The sequence below is a fragment of the Oribacterium sp. FC2011 genome, assembly GCF_000701645.1.
In the GTDB taxonomy this organism is placed as follows: Bacteria; Bacillota; Clostridia; order Lachnospirales; family Lachnospiraceae; genus Oribacterium.
On sequence record NZ_JNJM01000014.1, the window covers coordinates 113,145 to 125,708 of the forward strand.

At 44.1% G+C, this 12,564-nt stretch carries 10 protein-coding genes and 1 pseudogene; 1 reads left to right on the forward strand and 10 read right to left on the reverse strand.

Annotated elements, in window-relative coordinates:
* Nucleotides 1-2: 2 nt before the first annotated feature.
* The 10 genes from T357_RS0112500 to T357_RS0112545 form a co-directional block, all read right to left on the reverse strand.
* Nucleotides 3-1,637 carry an MBL fold metallo-hydrolase RNA specificity domain-containing protein gene (locus T357_RS0112500; protein ID WP_442944866.1) on the reverse strand — a complete coding sequence of 545 codons (1,635 nt, stop codon included), beginning with the start codon at nucleotides 1,635-1,637 and terminating at the stop codon, nucleotides 3-5.
* 173 nt (nucleotides 1,638-1,810) lie between these two features.
* Complete coding sequence (locus T357_RS0112505) at nucleotides 1,811-2,524, reverse strand: ABC transporter ATP-binding protein (protein ID WP_031553149.1); 714 nt, start codon at nucleotides 2,522-2,524, stop codon at nucleotides 1,811-1,813.
* A gap of 12 nt (nucleotides 2,525-2,536) precedes the next feature.
* Complete coding sequence (locus T357_RS0112510) at nucleotides 2,537-3,298, reverse strand: ABC transporter ATP-binding protein (RefSeq protein ID WP_031553151.1); 762 nt, start codon at nucleotides 3,296-3,298, stop codon at nucleotides 2,537-2,539.
* Between the two features lies 1 nt (nucleotide 3,299).
* Complete coding sequence (locus T357_RS0112515) at nucleotides 3,300-4,376, reverse strand: branched-chain amino acid ABC transporter permease (protein ID WP_031553153.1); 1,077 nt, start codon at nucleotides 4,374-4,376, stop codon at nucleotides 3,300-3,302.
* Between the two features lie 6 nt (nucleotides 4,377-4,382).
* Nucleotides 4,383-5,264, reverse strand: a complete 882-nt coding sequence (locus T357_RS0112520; RefSeq protein WP_031553155.1) for a branched-chain amino acid ABC transporter permease — start codon at nucleotides 5,262-5,264, stop codon at nucleotides 4,383-4,385.
* A gap of 180 nt (nucleotides 5,265-5,444) precedes the next feature.
* Nucleotides 5,445-6,674, reverse strand: a complete 1,230-nt coding sequence (locus T357_RS0112525) for an ABC transporter substrate-binding protein (RefSeq protein WP_031553157.1) — start codon at nucleotides 6,672-6,674, stop codon at nucleotides 5,445-5,447.
* Nucleotides 6,675-6,996: 322 nt separating this feature from the next.
* A complete protein-coding gene (locus tag T357_RS0112530) occupies nucleotides 6,997-8,004 on the reverse strand; it encodes an NAD(P)H-dependent glycerol-3-phosphate dehydrogenase (RefSeq protein ID WP_031553158.1) in 1,008 nt (335 codons plus the stop codon).
* A 95-nt stretch (nucleotides 8,005-8,099) separates the two neighbouring features.
* The gene (plsY, locus tag T357_RS0112535; RefSeq protein WP_242840106.1) at nucleotides 8,100-8,747 is read right to left on the reverse strand and encodes a glycerol-3-phosphate 1-O-acyltransferase PlsY; all 648 of its coding nucleotides are present in this window, start codon (nucleotides 8,745-8,747) and stop codon (nucleotides 8,100-8,102) included.
* Nucleotides 8,744-10,078 carry a ribosome biogenesis GTPase Der gene (der, locus tag T357_RS0112540; protein WP_031553163.1) on the reverse strand — a complete coding sequence of 445 codons (1,335 nt, stop codon included), beginning with the start codon at nucleotides 10,076-10,078 and terminating at the stop codon, nucleotides 8,744-8,746. The genes plsY and der overlap by 4 nt, the downstream gene beginning before the upstream one ends.
* Before the next feature lie 385 nt (nucleotides 10,079-10,463).
* A complete protein-coding gene (locus tag T357_RS0112545) occupies nucleotides 10,464-12,167 on the reverse strand; it encodes a phospho-sugar mutase (protein ID WP_031553166.1) in 1,704 nt (567 codons plus the stop codon).
* A gap of 177 nt (nucleotides 12,168-12,344) precedes the next feature.
* Between T357_RS0112545 and T357_RS21605 the strand changes: the two are divergent.
* Nucleotides 12,345-12,564, forward strand: a pseudogene (locus T357_RS21605) (IS4 family transposase); the annotation flags it as partial.

Genomic DNA, 12,564 nt, shown 5'->3' on the forward strand with positions numbered 1-12,564 from the left:
TATCATCTCATCCATTTGTCATAGAGATTCAGTATCTGGTCTGTGAACTTCGCAAGATCCTTGTTGGTTCCGCCGTAATTTGCCCTGACAGCCGTAAGAAGCTTATTGTAAGCAGACATAAGTCTGTCATATGCCGCGTCAGATATCTTTCTCCGCCCGGGTATGCCGCTGGAAGAATACTCAGCTTCCTTAACCACTCGGACAGGCTGTCCCTCAAATTCCCACTTACCGTTTGCAAGGTTGAAAACGGATCCGGAATACGGACAGTCAACTTTATAACCAAGCTTTTCAAAAATAAGTGAAGCCAATGTCTTCATTGCGTCATCATCACCGTGAACGAGAAAAACTCTGTCCGGCCTGTTGAGATCATACGCAGATATCCAGTCTATAAGACCGTCCTGATCAGCGTGTGAAGACATCGCCGCCATCTGGGCGATCTCTGCCCTGACCACAATCTCCTCTCCAAATATCCTGACAGTCTTTGCACCGTCTACAAGCACGCGCCCCAGGGTTCCCTCAGCCTGATATCCCGCAAAAACTATTGTGGACTCAGGTCTCCAGAGGTTGTACTTGATATGGTGCCTGATACGTCCGGCATCACACATTCCGGATGCGGAGATAATAACCTTTGGTGTCTCGTCATAATTGATGTATCTGGATTCCTCGGAGGTGATCAGGAGATTAAGTCCTTTAAAGGATATAGGATTTATACCCTTCATGACAAGCTCTCTTGTGGCATCATCATAGCAGTCCGAAAGATTCTGAGTAAACACATGAGTTGCTTCAACTGCCAGGGGGCTGTCTACATAAACAGGAAAATCCCCGTGTCCCGTTACAAGCTTATCCTGCTTTATCTGCCTGAACAGATACAGAAGCTCCTGAGTACGCCCAACCGCAAATGCAGGCATTACCACATTACCGCCCCTGTCCAGGGTTCTCTGGGTTATCTTTACAAGATCATCAATGTGATTAACGCTCTTATCATGGAACCTGTCTCCATAAGTGGATTCCATTACCACATAATCCGCATCATGAATGTATTGCGGGTCTCTGATAAGCGGTTTATCAAAATTACCCAGATCTCCGGAGAACACTATCTTCTTCGAAATTCCGTTTTCATTTATCAAAACTTCAATGGACGCAGACCCCAGCAGATGTCCGGCATCTATAAACCGAATCTTAACTCCGTCCCCAAGCTCCACAACTTCATTGTAGTCAACACCGCGAAAATGCTCCAGCACTCCATTTACATCATTGAGATCATAGATAGGAGCCACTCTGTCAGCTCCTGCTCTCTGACCCTTACGATTTTTATACTCCGTCTCCTGCATCTGAATATGTGCCGAATCCCTGAGCATTATGTTAACCAGGTCTTCCGTTGCCCTTGTGGTAACCACCGTTCCGTTAAAGCCATTCTTGTAAGCATATGGAATCATACCGGAATGGTCGATATGGGCATGTGTCAAAAGTATGTAATCAATATCAGAATATTTCACCGGCATGGGAGCATTCTCATAATGCTTGATCCCCTGCTGCATGCCGCAGTCAATCATGATCTTTAATCCTGCTGCATGAAGATAATGTAATGAACCGGTTACTTCATGATCTGCTCCGATAAAGTAAAGTTTCATAGTCACCTCCGGTCAAATCTGGAATGTCAGCCAATTTAAAAGCGCTTTGTAAAGGGTTGACGATGCCGACATGTTTTCACAAAAACCCGATACAACAAATAAAAAAGTCCTGTCGATATAACATTATTATACCAACAGAACTTTTTGAATTCCATGCTTCTATATTTGATTGTCGATAATTATTCCGAAAGATAAGCAGCCTTGACCTTGGGGTCATTCGCAAGCTCCTGAGCATTACCCTCGATGGTGATATTTCCGGTCTCAAGCACGTAAGCACGGTTAGCAATGGACAGGGCTTTGTTGGCATTCTGCTCTACCAGAAGCACCGTAACGCCTGAGTCGTGGATCTTCTCAATGATGTTGAAGATCTCATTTACATAGATAGGTGAAAGTCCCATGGAGGGCTCGTCCAGAACCATCATTTCAGGCTTACTCATAAGCGCTCTTCCCATGGCAAGCATCTGCTGCTCACCTCCGGAAAGCGTTCCGGCCATCTGGTTTCTGCGCTCCTCCAGTCTGGGGAAATGCTCATATACCGTTCTGAGAGTGGCTTCAATGCCCTCTTTATCCTTACGGGTGTAGGCTCCGAGCATCAGGTTCTGGTAAACCGAAAGAGTTGCAAAAACTCTTCTCCCCTCAGGAACATGGGCAAGCCCGTTAGCCACCAGCTGGTGTCCCGGTGTATGGATGATCTCTTTTCCATTATACATTACGCTTCCGGAACGGGCCGGTATAAGGCCTGTTATAGTTTGAAGTGTGGTGGTTTTTCCGGCTCCGTTTGCACCGATAAGAGTTACTATCTCACCTTTGTCAACATGGAAGGAAATGCCTTTAAGCGCATGGATCACACCGTAATATACGTTCAGATCCTTAACATCTAACATTATACTCATCAGTTTCCCTCCTTAATCACCAAGATATGCTTTTATAACTTCAGGATCATGCAGAACATCCTGAGTCAGTCCCTGCTTAAGTACCTGTCCGAAATTAAGAACTGTTAATCTGTCGCAGATACCGGAAACAAGCTTCATATCATGCTCTATCAGAAGGATCGTCATGTCGAATTTATCTCTTACGAGACGGATGGTATTCATAAGCTCTTCGGTTTCATTGGGATTCATGCCGGCTGCCGGCTCATCAAGGAGAAGCAGCTTCGGTTCTGTTGCAAGGGCTCTGGCGATTTCAAGCTTTCTCTGCTGACCATAAGGAAGATTCGAAGCCTTATAATCACAATATCCTTCCAGCTCGAAAACCTTCAGAAGCTCCAGAGCTCTCTCATCCATCTGTTTTTCCACTTTGCGGAACTTAGGTGTACGAAAAATTCCGTCAAGGGTTGAATAAGTATGGTTGTTATGAAGTCCCACCTTAACATTATCCAAAACGGATAGCTGAGAAAAAAGACGTATATTCTGGAAGGTTCTGGCTATGCCCTTCTTATTTATAGCCTCACAGTCAAGTCCGGTAATGTTGTCTCCATCCAGGGTTATCTGCCCGTTTGTAGGTTTATATACTCCGGTCAACAGGTTGAATACAGTGGTTTTTCCGGCACCGTTAGGTCCGATCAGTCCGTAAAGCTCGTTTTTTTCGATTTCAACATTAAACTTATCTACAGCTTTTAATCCGCCAAAGGAAATACCAAGACTGTCTACTTTAAGTAATGCAGCCATATCAATCCATCTCCTTTCCGCCCTTATTTTTACCATGTAATGCCGTCATAATACGCTCACGGTACTGCATGAAAGCCGGTGCCGATGTAAACAGCATCATAAAAATAAGAACCACAGCATATATAAGCATTCGATAATCACTGAGGCCTCTCAACAGCTCCGGAAGGAGGGTCAGAACAACTGCCGCTATGACAGAACCCCGGATATTTCCGATTCCGCCCATTACCACAAATACAAGGATCATAATGGACTGATTATAACCAAAGTTCTTGGGAAGAGCCTGGAGGGAACTCAAATTATGTGCGTAAAGCACACCGCCAACTCCTGCGATAGCCGCAGAAATTGTAAATGCCAGAAGCTTATACTTTGTGATATTAAGTCCTACCGACTCGGCTGCTATTCTGTTGTCTCTGATTGCCATTATGGCACGTCCCGTCCTTGAGTTTATGAGATTCAGGACAATGAATAAAGCAATAAGCAGTAATATAACACCTATTGTGAAATTTGAATTTTTGGGAGCACCGGTTATACCCTGTGCACCTTTGATGATGATGGTTCCGCCATCCATATTGAGATGCATACTGTCCTCAAGAGAAAAATGAGGTCCCTTTGCATCCACGCCAAAATAAAGGGCATTAACCAGATTCTTTATGATCTCACCGAAAGCAAGTGTAACTATGGCAAGATAATCTCCCTTTAGTCTCAGAACCGGAATACCGATCAGGAATCCGAAAAATGCGGCAGAAACCGCTCCTATAAGGATAGCAAATAAAAAACGTATTCCTTCAGGCATCGAGGAGGACTTCATAAGCATTGACCAGGTTGCACTGGTAAAGGCGCCTATACACATAAATCCGGCATGACCGAGTGAAAGCTCTCCGGAGATGCCTACCACCAGGTTGAGGCTCACTGCAAGTATGGAATAAATGCAGAGAGGAACCAGAAGTCCCTTCAGAAGGGAGGTGATGTTTCCGGTCTTCATCATTACCTCAACTATGATATATGCAGCGATCACCATACCGAAAGTGATCAGATTGCTGCGAAAGATTTTCTGTTTTTCAACATTAACTTTATCCATACTATCTCACACTTTCTCCATGATTTTCTTACCAAGTATACCTGTAGGCTTCACGAGAAGAACGATGATCAGAACAGAAAACACGATTGCATCCGAAAGCTTTGAAGATATATATGCCTTTGCAAGATTTTCCAAAACACCAAGTATTATTCCGCCGATGAACGCACCGGGGATAGAGCCGATACCTCCGAGAACCGCAGCTACGAATGCCTTGATACCGGGCATGGCACCTGTGGTCGGAGTAAGTGTGGGATATGCGGAGCAAAGAAGAATACCGCCTATGGCAGCAAGCGCTGATCCTATGGCGAAGGTCATGGAAATGGTTCCGTTAACATCCACACCCATAAGAGTAGCTGCACCCTTATCCTCCGAAACAGCGAGCATAGCCTGACCGGCTTTTGTTTTATTGATAAAAGTCACGAGACCTGTAACTATGATGATACAGGTTACGATCGTAACGATAGTCTCTCCGGATATGGTAAGCTGTCCTCCCGCAAGCTTCACCGGCTTAAGCGGCACAAAAGAGCTGAAGCTCTTTGGATTTGCGCTAAAGATAAGCTGAGCAAGGTTCTGAAGAAGGTAAGACACACCGATAGCTGTAATGAGCACGGATAATGAATTTGCCTGACGAAGAGGCTTATATGCAACCTTCTCAATGGTGATACCAAGTAATGTACAGACCGCCATGCTGACCAGCACTGCCACAGGTATAGGGAGTCCCATGGAATTAAGTGCTATAAAAGCCGTATATCCGCCCACCATCAGGATGTCACCATGTGCAAAATTCAGCATCTTGGCGATACCATATACCATGGTATATCCAAGAGCGATAATAGCATACACTGACCCAAGGCTCAGTCCGTTAAGAAGATATGAAATAAAACTCATCATCTTTGCCACCTCATCGTTCAAAATCATCATGTCTATTCATCGACATGTACCCGCGTAATAATAATCTCTTGCAAAAATATCATCACACATTTAAAGGGCTGCTTTTTTTAAAAGCAACCCTTTATGCTTAAAACCTGTCAAGTTAGAATACCAGGAAGCTTCCCTGCTCCATATTTATCATTCAGCTGATACGTAAGCGCCGTCCTTGATAACTACTGCCTTAGGCTCCTTATCAACATCGCCCTTCTCATCCCAGGTCATTCCTGAACCTGTTATACCATCATATGAAAGGGTCTTCATCTGCTCTTCAATACCTGCACCGATGGCGTCAACTGACATATCAGGTGTAAGGTTTCCTGCTTCGATAGCAGCCTTGATGATATATGCCGCATCATAAGAATCTGCAGCAAACTGTATAGGTGTTCCGCCGAATGCTTCTTTATACTTTGTTACGAAGTTTACTGTTGCATCATCTGTTGCATCTGCAGCAAATGGTGTAAGAAGCATAAGTCCCTCAGCAAGTGATGTATCGAAATTCTCAACATCAAGGATTCCGTCCATACCATCTACACCGAAGAAAATCGGCTTGTAGCCCATTGTATCAGCCTGTGTAAGCACAAGAGCTGCTTCTGTATAGTAGAAAGGAAGGAATGCCAGCTCTGCGCCTGATGCCTGCATCTTCTGAAGCTGTGTAGAGAAATCTGTCTTTGAATCTGCTGTGAACTGCTCTGTATCTACGATCTCGATTCCGTAATTCTGTGCCTCTGAAGCAAATGACTCATAGATTCCGCTTGAGTAAACATCTGATGAATCATAAAGGATAGCTACCTTTGTAGCAAGCTTGTTCTCTCCGATGTACTGTGCTGACTTGGCACCCTGTGCAGGATCTGAGAAGCATACTCTGTAAGCATTAGCTGTGTTTGTACAATCAACCGCTGAACCTGAAGGTGTAAGCATGAAGAGATTGTCATTAACTGCCTCAGCACCTACTGCGATGGTCGGGGCCGAAGTTGTAGGTCCGATAAGTGCCTGCATTCCCCAGTCTTTTAATGAGTTGTAAGCATTAACAGCCTTCTCCTGATCATGCTCGTCATCAGCTGTCTGAAGCTCTACCTGATAGCCGTTGATTCCGCCGTTCTCATTGATCTCATCAATAGCGATCTTTGCACCATTGACAACTGCTGTTCCATATACTGCAGCACCGCCTGTAAGAGGTCCCTGTGAACCAAACTTCCACTTAAGGTCAGACGAAGCAGCTGCGCCACTGTCTCCGGAAGCTGCAGCCGCTGTGGTCTCAGCCGCCTTGTCTCCGGAAGCTGCATTTGTTGTTCCTGTTGATGAAGATCCGCAGGCAACAAGTGAAGCTGCCATAGCACCTGCAAGTACAACACTTAAAACTTTTTTCATTACTTTTCTCCTCCTAAGTTCTCTTTTCAGAGCCTCATCCCGGCTCTATACGTACTGATCAGATACGCCCTACGTAACCCCATAAGTCCAATATCTGATACTGAAAACCTTTATTTGATTATAAAAAACAGGCTATCGAAAGTCAATTGCTTTTATAACAATAAAGCAAATCAATTTTTCTTTCGATAACCTGCGGTTATGTACGATATAAGTTAAAGCTTGAACCCGTTACATGGTTTTTCTATATCAATTTTGACTCCTGCAGAGGATGACACGCATGCAAAAGTATGCTGATTTAACGTCTAAAAACGTCCGTTTTTCCTTATTTATTAAAACAAAGCCCCTGATTCTCCAGCCTTCTGTCCCTCATCATGAGATCCTTAACAGCTTTCTCCGGAGACTTGTTTTCAAACAATACCTGATTGATCTCACTCACTATAGGCATGGTCACATTATATTTTTCAGCAAGCTGTAAAGCTGCCCTGGATGCATATACACCCTCGACAACCTGTCCCACTTCCTTCATGGCCTCCTTATATGGTTTTCCCTGGCCTATAAGTATTCCGGCTCTCCGGTTTCTGGAATGCATGGAGGCACAGGTAACTATCAGATCACCTATTCCGCTGAGTCCCTGGAAGGTTTCTATGTCACATCCCATTTTTACACCCAGTCTTGTGATCTCGGCAATACCTCTCGTGATAAGAGCCGCCTTGCTGTTGTCTCCGTAACCGAGACCGTCCGCTATTCCCGCAGCGAGAGCTACAACATTCTTGAGAGCGCCTCCGATTTCGATACCCTTTATGTCCGGATTAATGTAAACCCTGAAGCAGTCACACATGAAAGTATCCTGGATAAATCTGGCAGTTTTTTCGGTTCTGGCTCCTGTAACTATGGTTGTGGGAATAAATCTTGACACCTCTTCCGCATGGCTCGGTCCCGACAGCACCGCCACATCCGCCTGGGGTATTTCTTCCTCTATGATATCAGTCATGGTCTTTAAGGAATCAGCTTCAATGCCTTTTGCAACAGACACTATAACCTGACCCTGACGTATGTAGCCGGACATCTTCTTCGAAGTTTCCCTGATATATATGGAAGGAACAGCAAGAACTATCATGTCTCTGTCCTGTAACGCCTGCTGCATATCAGAGGTAACCTTCAACCCTTCAGGCAATACCGCATCAGGAAGGTTTTTATGTTTTCTGCTCACCTCCATTGTCTCAGCATTCTCCTGAGATCTGGTCCAGAGAACTGTCTCATGGTTGTTGTGAGTCAAAAGAATCGCCAAAGCAGTGCCCCAGGTGCCGGCACCTATTACCGCTGTCTTCATAAATATTTCCCCTTTAATTAAATGATGGCGGGAATCGCCATAATATGGTGCAGGTAAATAACCCTTACACATTTATGAGCTCTCCCGCCATTGTGTCACTTTTTAAAATGAAATTTACTTTCTGTACCCTTCATAAGGCGGTCAATATTGCTTCGATGCTGCCATATAGCAAGTGCAGACATAACAAAAGTAATGCCGCATACCAAAGGATATATCTCTGATGAAAACCTGAGTAAACCCATGCGTCCAAACAATGCTGTTAATATAAAAAACATTGCTGACGCTGTAATTGACCCGACACTTACATATCCGGTAACGATTACTACCAGGATAAATATCAGAATAAGTACTATTCCCAGCTTCCAGTCAAAAGCCATGATAAGTCCCCATGAAGTAGCTATTCCTTTTCCTCCCTTCAATTTCGGAATAAAAGGAAAGTCATGACCCAGCACAGCTCCGGCTCCGGTAAACAGCGTTATAAGCGCACTCTCGTCAAAGGTCGCAGGCTTCCATAACATATTCAGGAAAAGAATTGGTATTATGGCCTTAGCCATATCCATAAGAAGTACGGTTGCCCCGGCTTTTTTTCCAAATGTTCTGGAAATGTTGGTGGTTCCGGGATTTCCGGATCCAACCTTGAATATATTAACTCCATGAGCTTTTGCGTAAAGATATCCGCTGGGAATATTACCAAAAAGATACCCTACAACAATAGCAATCACAATGTGTTTAATGTCCATCATTCTTCTTCCCCGCCTTTTCTTTCACGGATCAGGAACTTTAGAGGGGTTCCCTTGAACCCGAAGGCATCTCTGATCTGGTTCTCAATATATCTTGTGTAAGAAAAATGCATAAGCTGAACATCATTTACAAAAATAACAAATGTAGGCGGTTCTACCGCTGTCTGTGTCATGTAGAACAGCTTAAGTCTCTTACCCTTGTCACTTGGCGGCTGCTTCATGGCAGTCGCACGGGTCATGATCTCATTGAGAACACCGGTACGAATACGCATGGTCTGATTCTCTCTTACCTGATCCACAAGGTCGAAGATCTTATTTAACCTCTGACCGGTTTCAGCTGAAATGAAAAGATACTCCGCATATGGCATATAGGCAAACTTTTCCTTCAGCTTTGCGGTAAATTCATTGATGGTCTTATCGGTTTTATCCGGGATCGCATCCCATTTATTGACGCAGATAATAACGCCCTTTCCGGATTCATGCGCGATACCGGCGATGGTAGCATCTCCTTCTGTTATTCCCTGAGTAGCGTCAATCAGCACAAGACAGATGTCAGCTCTGTCTACAGCCGATACCGTACGTATGACTGAATATCTTTCTATATCATCTGTAACCTTTCCTTTACGGCGAAGTCCTGCTGTATCGATAAAGGTGTACTCTTTTCCGTTATGTACGATCTTTGTATCGATGGCATCTCTCGTGGTTCCGGCAATGTCGGAAACTATAACTCTGTTCTGTCCCAGAAGTTTGTTGACCACAGAGCTCTTTCCTACATTCGGTTTTCCGATCAATGCAACCTTTATGGAATCATCCTCTTCCTCATCTCCGACTTTTGCAGGGAAATTTTTGACAACTTCATCAAGAAGGTCTCCCACTCCCATCTGGTTAGCCGAGGATACTCCGAAAGGATCACCGAGTCCCAGGTTGTAGAACTCATAAATATCGTCGCCATACTTTTTAAAGCTGTCGACTTTGTTGACGCAGAGAACTATGGGCTTTCCGGATTTACGGAGCATGTCTGCAACCTCATAGTCGGCATCCACAAGACCTGTTCTTACGTCTGTCACAAATATGATGACGTCTGCCGTATCTATGGCAAGCTGTGCCTGGGATCTCATCTGTGAAAGGATGATATCCTTGCTGTCAGGTTCGATTCCTCCGGTATCAACCAATGTAAATTTATAATTAAGCCATTCCGCATCAGCATAAATCCTGTCTCTTGTGACACCCGGAGTGTCCTTTACGATTGAGATCTGCTTTCCTGCGATCAGATTGAACAATGTTGACTTTCCTACATTAGGGCGGCCAACCACTGCCACTATTATTTTTCTCATTAAAACCACCTATTCTGAAAATAGACACAAGTTAACTCATATATCTTATCACGCAAAGGGGTGATTCGGCAAGAAGGTAGCGAAAACCGGAGAGAAAATGGCTGACCGGCCAGAAAATGCAAGGGATGGGTGACGGCCCACGGGATTGAAAGTACATCCGGCACATTCATGTTCGCCCCGACTGCACTGACGTGCATCCGGTTCGTACATGAATGTACCGTCTGTTCTTTCAACCCGCAAGCCTAGCCACCCATCCCTTGCATTTTCTTACATGTTCTATTTATTTACACGGGTAACAAGTTCAGCTAGGTCCTGGATAAACCAGAACCTTGACCGAACTGTTACCCCCGACTGCCGGAACATTCCTTATGATTTTACATTGCTGTTAATTGAAGTAGTTCTGAAGTTCCTCTGTTATTCTATTTTCCTCATCACTGGCTGCAACAAGGTTTGGAGCGCTGACTGAGATGTAGGCTTTGACCTTTGGTTCAGTGCCTGAGGGGCGCACAACAAGAGAACAATTGTCCTGAAGCAGGAATTTTAGAACGTCGGACTTTGGAAGTCCGTCAAGGCCGGCGGAATAATCAAGGAGCTTCTCGATTTTCTTTCCTGCGAAGGAATTAAGTTCTTTGTTGTTATAGGCATCACGGAAATGCTTCATTATTGCCTGCATTTTGGCGAAACCGGCTGAACCCTCGAACTCGTAGCTGTGAAGTGTGTTCAGGGCAAAGCCGTACTTTTCGTAGAGTTCGTTAAGTTTATCCAGAAGTCCGATTCCCTTTGATCTGTAGTAAGCAAACATCTCACAGATCATGAAGGCTGCATCGACCGCATCCTTATCTCTGACATAGGATCCGGTAAGATATCCATAGCTCTCCTCAAAACCGAAAATGTATCTGTTTTCTTCGCCTTTTGCCTCAAGATTTCCTATCTGTTCGCCGATGAATTTAAAACCTGTAAGTACATTAATGGTCTTTACTCCGTAATCTTCTGCGATACGCTCAGCCATGTCAATGGTAACTATGGTTTTTACCATCAAAGGATTATCAGGCATGGTTCCTGCCTTTACTCTCTGGCTGCATATAAAGTCAAGCAACAGCATTCCGGTTTCATTTCCGGAAAGTAGTACATATTCTCCCTTGTCATTCCTTACAGCAATACCGCAGCGGTCACAATCGGGATCCGTTGCCAGAAGAAGGTCTGCCTGATTACGGGCAGCGTATTCCATGCCAAGTGCCATGGCTTCTTTAATTTCAGGATTGGGATAAGGGCAGGTAGGGAAATTACCATCCGGCATTTCCTGTTCCTTTACAACTGTGATGTTTGTAAAACCGGATTCCGTAAGAGCTCTTGTTACGGGTTTAAGACCTGCACCGTTTAAAGGTGAATAAACTATGGCAAGATCTCTGTTCACCTTATCTTCCTCTGTAAGTACCGACTGGCTCTTAACGGCTTCTATGAATCTGGTATAAACTTCATCGCTTATGTAGCTGATCTTTCCTGCTTCCATAGCTTCCCTGAAGTCAGCATTTTTAACATCACAGAAGATATCCAGTTTTTCAATTTCTGCCAGAATCTGTGCAGCAGCTTCTGTGGTGATCTGGCATCCATCAGCACCATAAACCTTATATCCATTATATTTTGAAGGATTGTGACTTGCGGTCACCATAATGCCTGCAGCACACTGAAGCTCGCGAACCGCAAAACTGAGGCAAGGTGTTGGCATGATGTCTTTGTAGATGTAGACGCGGATGTCATTGGCAGCAAAAACTCCTGCAGCTATTTCAGCAAAGACATCTGACTTGATACGGGAATCTCTGCTTATGGCGATCTTTCTGTCTTCAGGTTTAAAATTCTTTATCACATAATCAGCAAGTCCCTGAGATGCCTTTGCAACAGTATAAATATTCATACGATTTGTACCGGCTCCGATAACTCCGCGAAGTCCTCCTGTACCAAATGCAAGATCACGATAAAAAGCATCCTCTATTTTATTATCGTCTCCCGCCATAGCATTAAGTTCAGCCACAACATCCTTATCGCCAACAGCTTTCTCACGCCAGAGTTTATATTGATCTATATAATTCATAGCTTGTATCTCCTTATGTATCAATTTTAGACTTTATTACTCAAACTTCCCACACCCAAAAGGTGTGATGCACCTTGAAAACTCTATACTTTAGACAAATAAAAAGGCATAGGTCGCTTTCAAATAAGGTATAATGAATTTACCACAAAACATTTACCAAGAAAGGACTTACGCCATATGCATATCTTACCACAAGGACAGCACTCAGAGGAAGAAATTAATTGCTCAGTTTCGGATTTTATTTCAACCTTTAAGGTAGGTAACTTACTCCGTAAATGCAATGCCGAAAAGCAAAAGGGAATCCCTGTAATAAATATCTTTCGGTATAAGCTTGTAAATGTTTTTTCAAGAAGCAGCATGTACATGCAGATGAAGACTAACCACTTCTCAGAGTCTT